Raw genomic sequence first — 15,978 nt, forward strand, 5'->3', positions numbered from 1 at the left:
CCTTTGAATTGGTTTTTGTCGACTTTAATTCTACTGGATTTCAAGATGTCTTTCCTGTTTTTTTTTCAAAACGAAAAAAGTGTCAGTGACAATCACGCCACCAACACTAGATATTATAGAGCCGAAAAACCCTTGTATATCAAGGGTTTTTTCTTTTACTCTCTCTTAATAAAATGAAGATTCTGGTGAAATTTTTCCTAGATTGTTTTAGATTGTCCCATTTTGACTACAGTAGTCGTCAAAATAGAGAAAAAAATAGGAGTTTTTTTGACGACAAAAGTAATCAGGAAAATACCAAAACATTTACCGAGTTGAGCAAATATGAAGCCCGGTTTGCTCAGCACGATGAAAAAGGCAAAACACTTACTTTGCTGCACAAATGGGAGAGTAGCACACTTTTCTCTTAAAACATTAAGGAGAAAACTATGTGTAAAGAAGACAAAAAAGTCATTTGGAAGGACCAAAATGATCTAATTTTGATGATGATAATCAATAATTTCATTGAAAAAAATGACGTCAAATCTGTTAGGCAATATCAACAGAAAATAAAAGAATTTCCGAAAGAAGTTCCAAGTGTTTGGTTTATTGTAGAGAGATATGGTTCTTGGGAAAAACTGATGCTAAGAATAGGAATAATTACCAATAATCAAAAAAGCTGGAAAAAAATGACCAATGAAGAACTATATATGTCAGCTGAACAATTTATTGTCAGTAACAATATTAAATCTCAACGATCTTATGAAAAAATTTCAGTAGGGAAAAATGTTCCTTCTTTAAGTACATTGAAAAAAAGAATAGGCGATGTGAAACCATTGTTTAAGAAGAAAATGAACACTGAAATTCACCAAACTAATTTTGAATTGTTGCTTGAATTAAAAAATGAAATAGTTCGGTTAGGGATGGAGGGAAATCCTTCGATAACTGAGTTTAGAAAAAGAAACTGCTCAACTAAGTTACCTTCAGTAGACACATTGAAAAGACATTTTGGTAAAACTTGGGAAGAATTGATGGAAGAGATAGGTTTTGATTACAGAGCAGTAAAGATAAGAAAGATGTCTGAAAATTTTAGTAGAGATGATTAATCATAGTATAGATTCTATATTGTGAATATATCTGTTATTATTGCGACTGCACGTTTTTTAGCTTTTTAAAAGGATAGAAGAGTTGCCAAAAATTCATAGATAATGAGAGAGAAACGCTGTTAAATCAGTGTTTTTCTTTTTTGTAGTTGGAATGTTTTTCTAAAGATTGGAAGATTTGATTCAAAGTAGATAGTTCATAATTGTACATAGTTTTCTCAAAGTGGCATGGATTCTTTGTGGAACTTTGAAACTAAATAATTAATAAACATAGCTTTTTAGTAAAGTCATAGATAATTCTGAAATAAGGAAATGGATGTGGGGAAAAATGACATTCTTAGTTGTGAATGAAATGTAGTATAATAAATTTGATAAAACTGTAAGTAGACAAATGGCTATTAAAATAATTTGGATAGGATGGTAGGACAAAAAGTGAAACGAATTTTTAATCATAAAGATTTTGATATAGAGACCGAAGTGGATATAGGACATGATGATTTTGTGTATGGCAATTATGTAGATTGGGATCGCTTTAGACAAGAATGTGAAATAGAGATTCTTGAATATTTTGAAATTTACCTTCCTTGGGGGAAAGAAATTTCAATTGAAGAATATTTTGCTTTTATCAGTCAGGATTGTTTTACTGATTCTTCAATGATTAGTGATTTCAGCTTGGATAGTTTACCCGTCCAAGGCACAGCAGATAGTATTTCAGAAATAGTAATTGAGTTTCCAAGGCGTAATAGAGATATGATCTCAGCTATTTTTGATTATCATGAGGTTCCATCAGGTTTTGAACAGGAGTATGAGTTACCAGAAGAATTACAATATTGGCCCAACATAATAGAAGAAGAGTATGATGAATATGATTATTATATGAATAATCCAATTTAGTTTTTTACTTTCGAAAGCACAATTAATGATATACAGAAGAAAGTAAATAATATTTCTGATGATTTAACTAAGAAATCACTGATACTTTATTCTATGATTATAAGTGAAAGCTTATTTAAATCAGTCTTAATTGAGAGAGTACCTCAAGAGCATAATATTAGTAAATTCAGTCAAGAAATTCTTTCAAATGAGATTAATAAAATGATTCGTAGTAATGTGGAGATGCGGAATACTTTTTTCAAGAAACTTTTTGGAGAAAAAGCACCTAAGCAAGAATGGATAGATCTACGAAATTCTCTGGCCCACGATATTGAGTCATCAACAATAGTAGACGGAACTATCATATATGAAAATTTGAAAACAAAAACAGAAGAAAATTTTTTTATTGATGATTTGTTCATGAAACAGTTAGAATTTGCTGAAGAATTACAAGATATTATGGGAAGATGTTAAAACGGAAAGATATTATATAATAATGAGATGTGATTAGAAAATTTTCGGACTACTAAATGAAAGGGGAACATTCATGGATAAGTCTTTTCCAAGCTATAAAAAAATTTTTGAGGAAACGGCTAGACGTTTAAAAAAACTAGAAAAGATGGGGAAAAAGATACCGGTCAATTGAGAGACGAAGATGCTTTCTTATTTTTAATAGTGGGAAATATAAATTTACGGTTAAATACTATTTTTTTTCTTTTAGAAAATGGTATTACAGATGGTGTGTTGCCATTGCAAAGAACTGTATTTGAAATGCAAATAGCATTTAAGGCGTATTCAAATTCTGAAAAAAAAGAGGATTTTCTTCAAGCATATTTTAGTAAGAAAGGATTTGAAAGCTCTATAAAATGGGAGAAAGTCTTAAATAGTGATGATTCGAATTTGTTTTCTAAAGAAGAAAGAGAAAAATTAGCCGATTTTAAAAATGACTATGAAAAATCTATTAAGGAGCGTTTCACTATGTCTCCTTATAAAATTTGGTATGAAATAGCAAGTGATAAATCATTGAAGGTGTTGAGTGATACTTTCTATAATGGAATTGAGTACTTTTCCAATTATGATGAATTATCAAATTGGGTACACCCACAAAGGTTAGAAGAGAATCTTAATGCTACAAACCTTACACAAAGATTACCAGATGAATACTTAAATCTTTTAATTGGATCGCTCATGTGGGATATCAAAAATTTAGTTGATGATGTTGCATTTATAGCAAACCACTATAAAGTATCACAAAGCCAACCTCTTTTTAATTACGGTAAGAATATAGAAGAATTTTCGAAAAAACTGGGAGAATTAGCTAAATAAATGACAAAAGAGAAACGTTGAAAAATCAGCATTTCTCTTTTTTAGTCAGAATTTTTTTCGAAAAATTTGATTAAAGTAATCTAGATTATCTATAATTGAGCATAATTTCTTAAAAAATATATAAGGCAACTCTAATATACATAAGATAATCGGAGTAGAGCGCTTTTTCAGTTTTGGAAAGGTAGAAAAAATATATTTACTTTTAGTAAACTTAAAGATGTCTTATCATTTTGTTTGGAATTTGTTAAAATAAATTTGAAAGCGTTTTATTATGGACCGAAGGAAGTGAATCACATGACTAAATACACTGACGACGAAATTAGAAATATGTCCAAAGTAACGATAAAAATAGCTGCGGACTATCTAGGCATTTCAACTAATATGCTAACCATTGGAATGCGAAATAACTTATTGCCTATAGGGTTTGCTATTCGCAATGAAGAAAGTTATCGCTCTAATTGGAGCTATTCAATTGTTCCAGAGAGATTAATTGCCTATAATCACGGAAAAATTAATGAAATCCAAATAGAGAATATCGAGAATAGTATTAACACTATTGTTAGTCAATTCGAAGAAATGAAACGAGATTTGGTTTTTCTATTAAGCGAAAACGACGAATAGGAGGCATGAAAGAGTTTCAAGCTCTCCTTATGGGAACTACTCAGAATATTAGTGAAGTTGAACGTGATAGTGAAAAGCAGCAAGTCGTTATTAATGGCGTTTTCGCAAAAGGAAAAGCTAGTTCGGATGATACTGAAAAGGAAAGTAAAGGCAGTAACCTTAATATTATTTATTTAGAGAAGGAGGAGAAATGGATGCCAGAGCAGCCGGCTTTAATTAAAACCCGAAAAGAATTGTATGATGAAATATGGAAAATATCTATTGCTGGAGTTGCAAAAAAATACAACATTCCATATGGGCATATGATTAGGCAACTTAAGATAGCAGAAATCCCTGTTCCACCTTCTGGCTATTGGATGAAGTTATCTAGTGGTAAGGAAGTGTCTGTTCTTGAGCTGACGGGAGATCCAGAAGAAAGTGTGTCGATCTATAAAACTACCCCTGGCGTGAAGTCTCGGAAAAAAGCTGTTTCAAGGGTTACAAATACTAGTGAAGAGAGCCTTGTTATTTCCGAAAATTCAGAAATTAAAATTCTACCTCCTGAAATAATCGAGCAGTTTGGAAAAACGTATAATATTTATAAAAGGTCAAATCTTTATGAAGAAGTATGGAAACAGCCGATTACAAAAATTGCAAAAATTTATTCAGTGTCAGACAGTGCTATTCATAAGATATGTAAGGCTTTAAATGTACCCACTCCTCCAGCAGGATATTGGTCACGAGTACGAGCTGGGAAGACCGTGAAAAAGATTCCTTTACCAAAAGGAAATTATCCAGAGCAAAAAACAGGATTACGTTCTGAAGCAATCAAAATTAGCCCAAATGAAGGTGAAGTCTTAAATTTTTTAGATAATGAAAGTCGGACACTGGTTTTAGCTGTAGCCGATCAAATAATGCTACCAGATGAGGACTCACGTATGAATTCAAAAATTATTGCCCATAGAAAAAAAGTATCAAAATGGCAAAGAGAGTTAAAGAAAAATGAAGCGAAAGGATGGGGAAAAAGAAATTTATCAGATCCGCCCTTTCTAGCAGATACTATTTCAGAGGAAGCATTGCCCAGAGTTTGTCGAATTTTCGATGCATTGATAAAAGCATTGGTGCCTTTAAACTGTGAACTTACAAATGATTTAAAAATTAAGGTGAATCAGGAAATCGTATCTATTTCTGTTACAGAAGCTAAAGATAAAATTCCTCATATTATTACAGAAAAAGAAAATTTGGAACTCTTGAAATATGAAGATAGGCACAATAACAACTCCTATGCATCAAAACCCAATATTAGAAAATATGATTATCTATTTAATGGAAGAATTAGTGTAACGATTCATGGTAGAAAGACATATAGAGACTGCAAAGCTTATGTTGTTGAGGAGATGCTAGGAGATATTGTGTTAGCATTATATGAAGTTTCTGATGTGCTTCGACAAGAACGAGAAGAGCGTGAAGAGAAAGCGCGCCAAAGAGAAATTGAACGTCAGAAAAAGGAACAACAGAGAGAACGTTATAATTTAGAAGTGACAAATACAGAGGCTTTAGTAAATAAAGCTGAAGATTATGAAACTGCATGCAAAATTCGAGCTTATATTTCTGCTCTAGAGAAATCTGATGAGTTAGATGATGAAACAGCAACATGGATTCAATGGGCAAAGAAAAAAGCAGATTGGTATGATCCTACTTTGGCATTAAATGATGAGTATTTTGGAAAACGGAAACATGAGGAAAGTTCTGAATCAAAAGTATTGAAAAAATCTGGTTACTCTTGGTGGTGAGTAGCAAAGCTATTCTTTTAAATAAATACCACTCATAAAATGATTATGAGAGAGCCTAATGAGAGAGTGTATACTAAATAAGATTTTTTGTTGTAAAAAATATATATGGAAAGAAGTAGAAAATGAAAATAGTTCATGGCTCAATACTAGAATTTCAGTAGTTTAGTTATATATCAGATATTGGATGCCTATTTCGGCCATACAAATAAAATTGTTAGTGAACAAAGGTGGTATCATTGTAATTGGTAGGTAAAAAAAAACTATCTTCATGATATAATAGATGTAAATGAATAATGGAAAGGTGTTGGTTATCTTGGGCTTAAACTTTAAAAATATTTCAAAAAATAAAGCTCAAAGTACAGTTGATCCAAAGAAAATCTTTGATATTCTTCCAAATAAAAGTGTTAAATATGATGGTTATCTTAGAGATGTTCAAACAGAAGTTTTGAAATCTTGGATGGAAAAAGGCAGAAATAAAAAGGATACTATCTTAAAAATGAATACTGGTAGCGGAAAGACAGTGGTTGGATTACTAATACTGAAGTCCTATCTAAATGAAAATAAAGGACCAGTTGCTTATTTTGTACCAGATAACTATCTTTTGTCACAGGTAATAAATGAAGCTAAAGATTTAAACCTTACTGTAACATCGGAACCCAGTGATATTTCTTTTTTAAGAGGTAGAGCAATTTTAGTCACAAATATTCATAGACTAGTTAATGGGAAATCAGTTTTTGGTATTGATGAGAAGAAAATTAACTTAGGTGCGTTGATTATTGATGATGCACATGGATGTATAGACATTTGCAGAAATCAAGTTTCTCTTTTCATTCCTAGGCAAGAAGATACATTTGTTGAGGATTTTTTCTTAAAGATCCGACCATCTCTAGTTCAGCAGTCTAATAATAAAGTTCTTATGTTTGAAGAGTATGAAAGTGTAAGTATCCCTATTCCTTTTTGGGCACTTCAAAAAAACATCAGTTATTTGCAAAAAGAGATTAGAAATTTTGCTGATCATAAAGGTTCCAACTATCAAAAATCAGCTGCATTTAACATGCCATTACTACTTGATAGATTGCATATGTCGGATGCTTTTTTTACTGAGTGGGGACTGACTATATCTTTAAGATACGCTCCTGTCGATCAGATTCTGAGTTTCAGTGAATGCCCTCATAGAATTTTTATGAGTGCAACCATTGAAGATGAGAGTACTATGGTTAGTCAATTCAGCTTAAATACAAATTATGAAATTATTTCTCCTAAAGGTGCTAATGATATTGGTGAGAGACTAATACTAACTCCCCAAGCAACTAACCCGAAGATCTCAAGTTTTGATATAAAAGAATTTATATTTGATAAAGGTAGAAATCACAATATAGTAGTTCTTGTTCCAAATTATAAAAAAGCAAGAGAGTGGGAAGGCTATCATGATTATATTCAAACAGAAGAAGACGATGTGAGTGAGATTGTAGAAAGATTAAAAAATAGGCATATTGGAGTGACGGTTATCGTTGCAAGATATGATGGAATCGATTTACCCAAGAAAGCTTGTGAAATTTTAATCATTGATGGGATTCCAGATCCAAAATCTCAATTAGAAAAGTTTGATCAAAAAATACTTCGGGGAACAAAACAAGTTGAACAGAAAATGATTAGAGTCATTGAACAGGGGATGGGAAGAGGAATTCGATCAAAAGAAGACTATTGTGTCATACTTTTAATGGGAACAGATCTAATAAAAAGCCTATATGTAAATAATGCCCTTGAATATTTTTCGCCAGCTACTCGTGAACAATTAAAATTGTCAGAAGAACTTTTAGAAGATCAAGATAAAGATTCTCCTATCTCTGCTTATGAAGACGCGATTGATACAGTTTTGAGTAGAGATGATGAGTGGATCACTACTAGTAAAGAATATCTAAGTGAAGTTGAGTATAATAATAAAAAACATAAAAATGAGTTTGAGGAAATGGCAAAAGCACTTTATTTAACGGCATTACAAATGACATCTATTGATGAAATATTATCTAAAGAAAAGAATATTCTGAGTGACTTTAAAAATCAACCAAATGAGAAAGGTTATCTAAATTATTTTTTGGCAAAATTTATAAATAAATATAATGAGGTAAAAGCACAAGAACTAATAAAAGTAGCTAATAATTTAAATAGTCAAATTATTAGACCGATTGAAGGTATTCGCTATGAAAAAAGAAATATTCCTAATCTTTCCCAGTCTGCAAATGTTCAAAAGTATATACATGAAAAATACGAAAGTCCAAATGATTTTTTAATTGACATAAATTCGCTACTAGACAACTTAATATTTGATACAAAGTATTCAACATTTGAAAATACCTTTTTTGAATTGGGGAAACTTTTAGGATATAGTTCTCAGACCCCTGAAAATTCTTATGGTCAAGGTCCTGATAACTTGTGGCTGATTAACGGTAAAAACAATTTTATAGTAGAATGTAAAAACGAAGCAGAGACTAGCGAAATTTCTAAAAGTGACTGTAATCAAATGAATGGTTCTATTGAATGGTTTAAGAATATTTATCCAGATCATGAACACACCCCCATTTTAATTCATAAAAGTAAGGTATTTGATTTTTCATCATCTCCAAATAGAAAAATAAGAATTATTAATGAAGAGTTATTGGTTAAATTGAAAGATAATGCTCAAAAATTTTGTGATGCGATAGCAACTGATTCATTTGATAGATTGTCCATAGAAAATAATTTGAGACAATATTTTCTTTCAAATGATATGTTTATTGAGTATTACACAACAAGTTTTAAAAAGAGGAAAACTTTAGGTTAAATTTATACTATCAGTTCGGACTGTAAAGATACAGTAATTGAAGAAAGGAATTGTAAAATTCATCCATTAATTTAATGTGAGGTAATACTTATGACTAAGAGAAGTAACCATGATGCCCCAGGTCAACTGTCAGGGTATCTATATCAAGTTTTGTCGGCACTTCTATCATTAATAGAGAATAGAAATACGGAATCAAAGGTGTGTATCGAACGGTTTGATGATGTAGCTTTTGTAAAAAATGATAGCCCTGAAACTTTGATTCAGACAAAACATCAACTTAATAAACGTGGAAGTTTAACGGATACCAGTACCGATTTATGGAGGACAATAAACAGTTGGTGTGATTCCATTAAAAATTACGATTTAATAATTTCAGATACAACATTTATCATTATTACAACTGCGCAAGCGAAAGTAGGAACTGCTGCATCTTGTTTAACTAGTTATTTTGAAAGAAATATCGTTGAAGCACAAAGAATATTATTTGAGATTGCTGAAACAGATCAGGGGAAAACAAATGCCCCATTTTATAAAAATTTTTTATCCCTATCACAAATCAATAGAGAAGAACTTATGAAGAATATATTTATTTATGATAAGGCTTCTTCTATAGATACTATTAAGAAAGAGATTATGCATTATGTTCGTATGACGACTCTTCCACAGTTTGAGGATCGTGTTTATGATAAATTAATTGGTTGGTGGATAAATCATGTAATCCAATGTTTAGTTTCACCTGAACCAGTGTTTATCAGCTATCGACAATTACAAAATGAATTGTTTGATATAGGAAGTGACTACAAAAATGATTCTCTCCCTATAGACGTAGATCCATATTATGAACCTACAGATGAAGAAATAGAAAAATTGTTACCTCAAGATAAAATATTTATAGAACAGTTGAATTTAGTTTCAATATCTAATAGTCGTTTAAAGCGATGTATAAAGGATTACTATAATGCTTATCAGCAAAGAAGTCAGTGGGTTAGAGAACATCTATTGTATATTAATGATCTGGATGAATATGAAAAAACACTGGTCGACGAGTGGGAGCGCCTATTTTTTATAATGCAAGAAAAAATTGAGGATTATGGAGAAGAGATTTCTGAGCAACAAAAAAATCATTTTGGAAAAGATCTTTTTAATGATATTGAGCAATTAGATATACCAATAAGAACAAATGTATCCCAACCATTTATCATGAGAGGAACATTTCATGAACTTGCTAATCATTTAAAAGTTGGATGGCATACAGATTTTGTGCAACGGTTAAATTATTTGTTGGGAGGAACTTTGAATGATTCCATGGAAAAAACGGGCTCCTGAAATTGCCAATCTATTAAATCCATCATTTTGTGCAATTATTCTTTATCAAGCTATACAAGAATATCAAAAGAAAGATAAAGATGGTGTACCTTTTCCTCTTATTTATTTGATTTTACCAATTATTTTACCAAAAAATCTTAGATTTAAAATTAATTCAAGAACAAATATGGTTATTTGGATTCAAAGAAATCCTGAAATTTTAGTTGGTTTTGCTAAACGAGCAAATAATCTTGTTTCTTTTACAAATGAAGCAATTGAATTTTTACTTTTGCAAGGCACTATAAAAATTGAAAAAGGCAAAATTATACTAGGTGACAGATTATCTCGTAATGAAATTAAAAAGTATGCTGAAAAGGATTCTGAAGTGCAAGAGTGTTTAGATAAATCTCGTCATATTGCACGTTGGTTTTTTTATATGAAAGCAGAAGAAAATGTTTATGCTGCTTGGGGAGTGAGACCGTAATGCAAATAAAAGCAATTATTCTATATGGAAAAAATGGAAAAAAAAGAATACTGCCATTGAAAACAGGAGCAGTAAATATTATCTCAGGTAAATCTAAAACGGGAAAGTCTGTAATAGGGGACATTATTGATTACTGTTTTGGTAGTTCTTCTTGTAATATAGCTGATGGTTTTGTAAGAGATCATGTTAAATGGTATGGAATTCAATTAATTCATGAAAGGGAGTATATTTTTATTGCTAGAGAAAATCCGCCTTATGGACAAGCAACAACAAACAGATGTTGTTATTTATTAGGTGAAAAATCAATCCCTGATGATTTATCAGTAACAACCCCAATCACCAATGATGGACTTGAAGAGATACTGTCATCAAAACTAGGTATTTCTGAAAATATATTTAATCCACCAGAAAATCATAGTAGGTCTTCTACAATAGCTAAGATTAGACATACACTGTTTTATTGTATACAAGGACAAGACGAGATAGCTTCTCAGAAAACATTGTTTCATAGACAGGCAGAAGATTTTATTCCTCAAGCAATAAAAGATACTTTGCCTTATTTTTTGGGAATAGTTACTGAGAATTCTTTAGCGCTTAAATCAGAAAAAAATCAACTTAATCGTAAAGTTAATATATTAAAGAAAAGTATTAATGAAGTAGAACTAATTGAGGGTAATGGGTTTAACAAAGCCACCGAATTGTTGGAAGAAGCAAGAGAAGTAGGGCTGATTTCAAATTATTCTATGTCTGAGACTTTAAATTACTCACAAGTAAGAAATGCTTTAGAAGAAGCTACGAAATGGAATTCTGTCTCTATTAGCTCTACTGGTATGGATCGACTTTCATTTCTACAATCAGAATTACAACAAATAAAAACAGAATTAGACACCACTAATATTGAAATAAGGGATACTGAAGAGTTTCTTGGACAAGTAAAGGGATTTGGATCAGAGGTTGATCATCAGAGAAATCGCCTTCAATCAATTGGTTTATTTAAACATATTGATTTTGATCCAAAACATTGTCCTTTATGTTCAAAAGAAGTTGAAAAGCAGTTGCCTAGCTCAAAAGATATTAAGAATTCAATTATTTCTTTAGATAATAAACTAGAGTCAGTTTCTAGAGAACGGCCACAATTGAGAAAACACATTGACAAATTAAATATTTCAAAGCAAAATTTTGAAGAGAAAATTGAGGTATTACAATCAGAGATAATAGCCATATATCGAGAGAATAAAGAAGCTATTCGTCTCAAAGAAATTAATGTAAGAAGAGGTCGAGTCGTTGGACGCATTAGTTTGTGGCTTGAGAGTGTAGTTATTTCGGAAGGAATAGATAATAAGCGAGAAGAATTAAATGATTTGGAATCCAGATTAGAGGAAATTGATGAGTTGCTAAGTCTAGATGAGATGGAAGACAGAAAGCAATCAGCTATCAATCGTATTTCTTCTATGATGAGTGAATGGGCGAAAGATCTTAACCTTGAACATAGTGAATATCCATATCGCTTAGATCTGAACAAGCTAACAGTTGTTGTTGATAGGGAGCGACCAGTTCCTTTACAGCAACTTGGTAGTGGTTCTAATTGGATTGGGTGCCATTTGATTGCGTTATTTGCTCTTCATAAGTTCTTTCAAAAAAATAACCGACCAGTCCCAAGCTTCCTATTTTTAGATCAGCCTTCTCAAGTATATTTTCCTCCAGAAACTAAGGATCAACAGGTTGATAGTCAAGAGCTAAGAAAGATATATGAATTTATCTTTGAAAGGATACGAGAGCTAGCTCCTAATATGCAAGTTTTGGTTGTTGATCATGCTGATATTGACGAACCATACTTCCAAGATGCAATAATTGAAAAATGGTGGGATGAAACTAAACTTGTTCCAATGGAATGGGCTGTTGAATAATAATATTGTATTTAATAATTGGGAAAGGAGAAGTTGATGTCTTGGATGAATTTTCAATTTGATAAATTTGAAATGGAATTTGTTTTCAGTAAAGATGTATCATGTTTTCAATCGATTCTTAATTCATTTGATAGTGCTGAATTTATTAATGTAGTAACCTTTTCAATTTCTACTAAAGAAAATATACTTATGAAATCTATCTTGCAAGCAACTAAAAAAGGAGTACCAGTAAAAATTATAACTAATATACCAGGAAGGTTTGAGGAATATTTTTCTGAAAGAAGTAAAAGTATATCCAAAGAAAAAATTGATAGGTATCTGGCAATTTTAAATCCAGAAAAATATGATTACTTATTGAATACATACTTTAACTTTGAAAGTCATGTAAAAATTATTATGACAGATGAAATAGCTTATGTTGGTTCTGCTAACTTTAGTGACATGAGTAATGATAACTACGAAGCAGGTATTGTTTCTAAAGATTCTGCCTTTATAAGACATTTGCTAAATGAAGTGATTCCTGAACTTGAGCGAAGTTCTTTAAGTTATTATGGTTCAATTGAAAATAACATTTTATTGAATAGCATTTTCGATTTACTGCGTATTGAGGATTATTTTCAGCGGATTTTATCTGATATTTCTCAAACAAGTTTCTATATTACTGGAAAGGATTATCATACAGGCAAGGAGTTTAATGACTGCAAAGATTCTGATGAAGAATTACGATGGAGGAGACTAATTGGTACTGTAAACGCCTTAGAATTCTTTAGTGATCATTTAATAGAACTGGAGAATGTTTGTTTTAATTATGATGAAGATTTACAGTCTTTCAAAGAAAGTTATGATAAATCAATAAACTCTATTTGTTCAATAGTGGGTAAGATTGGTGTAGAGATTGAGGCAAAAAGAAGGTTTGACGAATATGGATACACTCTCAATTTGATTGAAAAAATGGAAAGAGATTCAAAAGAAATTCTAGAATATAATGATTTGATGGAATTAGCACAAAATATTTCTTATCAAGAAAAAGAAAATCACATACATTTGTTAAGAGAAGACTTAATTCTATTAATGGACACTATAAATGAATACATTGATACTATCTCGACAGGAAGAAATCGGCTAGGAGAATTTATAGCTAAATATGGATTGTTTAATTCAAGAATTAACAACACAAATTTATAAAAAATCAATCTAAGGTAAAAACTTATAAGAGGATTAAATATTTTTCTCTCTTGTAAGTTTTTTTGTGTCCTTTTCAAAGAATCAGCTGTTGTTAATAGTTAGAAACAGTTGTTCTTTGAAAATTGAATACAAGTTATCGGTCACACATTTCTTGTTTGGAGCGATCTTTTAATAAACGCCACGACGCATTTTGCAGAGCGAATTCCTTATTAAGAGAAGTTAGGCCTAGTCAACTTAACGCAATGATGGACAAGAAGGATAATGATACTTCTGTGAAGCTCGCCATAAAAAGGGGAGAGGTGAAAATCCTATGCTGCTTGCGACTCAAGCAACCGATAATCAATGTGATGTTGCTATGATTGTTCTATAAGAATGGTGGTGGAAGATGAAAAGTTGATTCGAGCACCAACAAAGAAAAGGAAGTGAAAAATTTGAAGAATGGAGAGAAGAGATGAATAAGAAAAATAACCAGGCAGTCGCATTGCTCAGTTTTTTGACAATGTTGGCTGCTTTTTTTGTTGCTCCAATGACAAGTGAAGCTGCTACAGTTAACTATACGAAGGTAGCTGACTATGTTTCCACATGGTATATCAAGGCAGAGAATGGCTTACATTGGACAGATGAAGGAATTTATTTGATAGAAGCAGATAATGAGCCCGCTTTTTGTATCGAACATAGCGTATTGATTAACGGTGGATCTGGCTTCACTCCTTCAGAGATGACATCAACTGAGAGAGAACGTTTATCACTGATTGCTTATTATGGCTATCAGTTGAATCCAACTGCTGAAAACTATGGAATTACCCAACATATTATCTGGCAAGAATATGGTGATACACTGATTTCTACTCAAATCCCTAATTATGAACAGAAGAAAGCTGCAATTTTGAATCAAGTTGATCGCCATAATACGAAACCAAGTTTCCATGACCAGACAATAGAGCTGAATGTAGGTGAATCAGTAACATTGACAGATTCTGCCAATGTTCTAGAAAATTATGGACGTCTTCTTGAAAACTCGGCGAATATAAAAGTAGAAAAAAGCGGGAATCAATTGAAACTAACAGCCACAGAGGAGTCGAAAGAAACTGGAAAACTCCAATATGGAATTGCTTCTGAAGAAAATATTGGACAAAGCTTTGTTTACTACAAACCCGGTGAACAAAGAGTAGTAAAATTCCGTTTAGATAATGCTGGTGAAATGAATATAAACATCAAAGTCAATCTGAATGGGAATGTTCAGATAAAAAAAGTAGATGAAGATACTGGCGAAGCAGTGCCTAATACAAAAATGAAGGCAGAATATAATGGTCAAATCAAAGAATTGACCACGGATAAGGAAGGTCTTGCCAGTTTGAACGATTTAAAAGCTGGTACGAAAGTAAAAATTTCGGAAGTGCAGGCTAGTGATGGTTACGTTAATAATGGGGAAATCAAAGAAGTGACAGTAGAACCGAATAAGACCATTGAAGTCACCTTTAAAAACAAAGCCCAACAAGGCCTGCTTAAGCTGAAGAAGACTGGTCAGAAAGCTGTTTCAGTTGAGGAACAGGAATCAGAGTATGGCCCACTCTATCAGATGATTTTTGATTATGTTCCTCTAGCGAATGTGACCTTTGATATTCGTGCGGTAGAAGACATAAAAGTCGGTGACTATGTTCATGCAAAAGCTGGCTCTGTTGTCGCAACGGTTAAGACAAATGATAAAGGTGAACTGATTGATATGCCACAACTGTATCTAGGAAAATACGAAGCAGTGGAAAAGGCTGCTCCAAACGGTTTTATTTTGAATAAGACACCGATTCCTTTTACGTTCACGTATGGTGGGCAGGAAGTTGAGCTTGTCTCCCAATCGGTTCAAGCAAAAAATGAGTTTCAAAAGGTAAATCTTGAAATCTACAAAAATGAAGAAATCATTCAGGAGTGGGTAGAAAATGAACCAGTAATAGAGGCAATTCCCGCAAATGAAAAGATATTCGGCTTATTTACAAATCAGGAGTTTTCATTAACTGACGGTACAAAGTTAGCGAGTGATATGCTCTTAGACTTTGGCACGATTCAAGACGGCTCGTTCAACTTTGAACAGCTACAGTTACCAGAAGGTCAGTATTATGTAAAAGAGCTGGATGCAGGAGAAACCCATGATTTAGATGAAACTCACTATGAATTTGAATTTAAAGCAAGCGATCATGAAAAGGAAAAAACAATTCAAATTTATGGTGAACCAAATGAAAATGAAGAATCTTCCCCGATTTTAAATAAACTCCATCTAAATCGTTTTGTTCTGAAAAAAGTAAATGAGGAAGCCACTTTGAAAGAGTTGAATGGGTATGAATTTACGTTTACTGGAAATGCTGAAGGTGCTGTGTTTACGTTAGAAGATGAAGAAAAACAAGTTCTTCAGACTGTAACGGTTAATGAGGAATCCTTAGCCATCTTTGAAAATATTCCTGTAGGAACCTTTTTCTTAAAAGAACAAAAAATGGAATGGCAACCCTTTTCTTGACAGTTTTTATAAGGTGTCCGATTTCAATTCGCGTTATTGTCCGATTGTCCTTGACAATGAGCCTCCTCGGATATGAGGAATACCGGCAGAAGCTAATAA

General features: G+C 32.1%; 12 protein-coding genes. All 12 read left to right on the top strand.

Annotation, left to right across the window (positions count from 1 at the left end; genetic code table 11):
• Nucleotides 1-425: 425 nt before the first annotated feature.
• The 12 genes from LI951_RS14710 to LI951_RS14765 all read left to right on the top strand — a co-directional run bounded on the left by LI951_RS14710 (nt 426) and on the right by LI951_RS14765 (nt 15,879).
• Entirely contained in the window at nt 426-1,082 is a 657-nt protein-coding gene (locus LI951_RS14710; RefSeq protein WP_229442760.1) for a hypothetical protein, read from the top strand.
• A 429-nt stretch (nt 1,083-1,511) separates the two neighbouring features.
• Entirely contained in the window at nt 1,512-1,973 is a 462-nt protein-coding gene (locus LI951_RS14715; protein ID WP_229442761.1) for a hypothetical protein, read from the top strand.
• A gap of 201 nt (nt 1,974-2,174) precedes the next feature.
• Nucleotides 2,175-2,426: a hypothetical protein gene (locus LI951_RS14720; protein ID WP_229442763.1), complete on the top strand. Its 252-nt coding sequence runs from the start codon at nt 2,175-2,177 to the stop codon at nt 2,424-2,426.
• A gap of 168 nt (nt 2,427-2,594) precedes the next feature.
• On the top strand, nt 2,595-3,278 hold the full coding sequence (locus tag LI951_RS14725; RefSeq protein WP_229442765.1) for a DUF5677 domain-containing protein: 684 nt from the start codon (nt 2,595-2,597) through the stop codon (nt 3,276-3,278).
• 294 nt (nt 3,279-3,572) lie between these two features.
• Nucleotides 3,573-3,899, top strand: coding sequence for a hypothetical protein (locus tag LI951_RS14730; RefSeq protein WP_229442766.1), 327 nt, complete (start codon nt 3,573-3,575; stop codon nt 3,897-3,899).
• 5 nt (nt 3,900-3,904) lie between these two features.
• Nucleotides 3,905-5,671, top strand: a complete 1,767-nt coding sequence (locus tag LI951_RS14735; protein ID WP_229442768.1) for a hypothetical protein — start codon at nt 3,905-3,907, stop codon at nt 5,669-5,671.
• Nucleotides 5,672-5,984: 313 nt separating this feature from the next.
• Entirely contained in the window at nt 5,985-8,492 is a 2,508-nt protein-coding gene (locus tag LI951_RS14740) for a DEAD/DEAH box helicase family protein (RefSeq protein ID WP_229442770.1), read from the top strand.
• 90 nt (nt 8,493-8,582) lie between these two features.
• Nucleotides 8,583-9,818 (top strand): ABC-three component system protein, encoded by a 1,236-nt coding sequence (locus LI951_RS14745; RefSeq protein ID WP_229442772.1) that lies wholly within the window; start codon nt 8,583-8,585, stop codon nt 9,816-9,818.
• The gene (locus LI951_RS14750) at nt 9,790-10,281 is read left to right on the top strand and encodes a three component ABC system middle component (RefSeq protein ID WP_229442773.1); all 492 of its coding nucleotides are present in this window, start codon (nt 9,790-9,792) and stop codon (nt 10,279-10,281) included. The genes LI951_RS14745 and LI951_RS14750 overlap by 29 nt, the downstream gene beginning before the upstream one ends.
• Nucleotides 10,281-12,188 (top strand): DUF3732 domain-containing protein, encoded by a 1,908-nt coding sequence (locus tag LI951_RS14755; protein WP_229442774.1) that lies wholly within the window; start codon nt 10,281-10,283, stop codon nt 12,186-12,188. Before LI951_RS14750 ends, LI951_RS14755 begins: the two co-directional genes overlap by 1 nt.
• Before the next feature lie 36 nt (nt 12,189-12,224).
• The gene (locus LI951_RS14760) at nt 12,225-13,373 is read left to right on the top strand and encodes a phospholipase D-like domain-containing protein (RefSeq protein ID WP_229442775.1); all 1,149 of its coding nucleotides are present in this window, start codon (nt 12,225-12,227) and stop codon (nt 13,371-13,373) included.
• Between the two features lie 451 nt (nt 13,374-13,824).
• A complete protein-coding gene (locus LI951_RS14765) occupies nt 13,825-15,879 on the top strand; it encodes a thioester domain-containing protein (protein WP_229442776.1) in 2,055 nt (684 codons plus the stop codon).
• The last annotated feature ends 99 nt before the right edge of the window (nt 15,880-15,978 follow it).

The sequence above is a fragment of the Enterococcus sp. BWT-B8 genome (assembly GCF_020567625.1).
Taxonomy (GTDB): Bacteria; Bacillota; Bacilli; order Lactobacillales; family Enterococcaceae; genus Enterococcus_L.

Excerpts from the sequence above, each read along its gene's own strand:
- LI951_RS14765 (WP_229442776.1), top strand. The coding sequence starts at position 13,825 with ATGAATAAGAAAAATAACCAGGCAGTCGCATTGCTCAGTTTTTTGACA.
- LI951_RS14735 (WP_229442768.1), top strand. The coding sequence starts at position 3,905 with ATGAAAGAGTTTCAAGCTCTCCTTATGGGAACTACTCAGAATATTAGT.
- LI951_RS14755 (WP_229442774.1), top strand. The coding sequence starts at position 10,281 with ATGCAAATAAAAGCAATTATTCTATATGGAAAAAATGGAAAAAAAAGA.
- LI951_RS14750 (WP_229442773.1), top strand. The coding sequence starts at position 9,790 with ATGATTCCATGGAAAAAACGGGCTCCTGAAATTGCCAATCTATTAAAT.
- LI951_RS14720 (WP_229442763.1), top strand. The coding sequence starts at position 2,175 with ATGATTCGTAGTAATGTGGAGATGCGGAATACTTTTTTCAAGAAACTT.
- LI951_RS14745 (WP_229442772.1), top strand. The coding sequence starts at position 8,583 with ATGACTAAGAGAAGTAACCATGATGCCCCAGGTCAACTGTCAGGGTAT.
- LI951_RS14710 (WP_229442760.1), top strand. The coding sequence starts at position 426 with ATGTGTAAAGAAGACAAAAAAGTCATTTGGAAGGACCAAAATGATCTA.
- LI951_RS14730 (WP_229442766.1), top strand. The coding sequence starts at position 3,573 with ATGACTAAATACACTGACGACGAAATTAGAAATATGTCCAAAGTAACG.
- LI951_RS14760 (WP_229442775.1), top strand. The coding sequence starts at position 12,225 with ATGTCTTGGATGAATTTTCAATTTGATAAATTTGAAATGGAATTTGTT.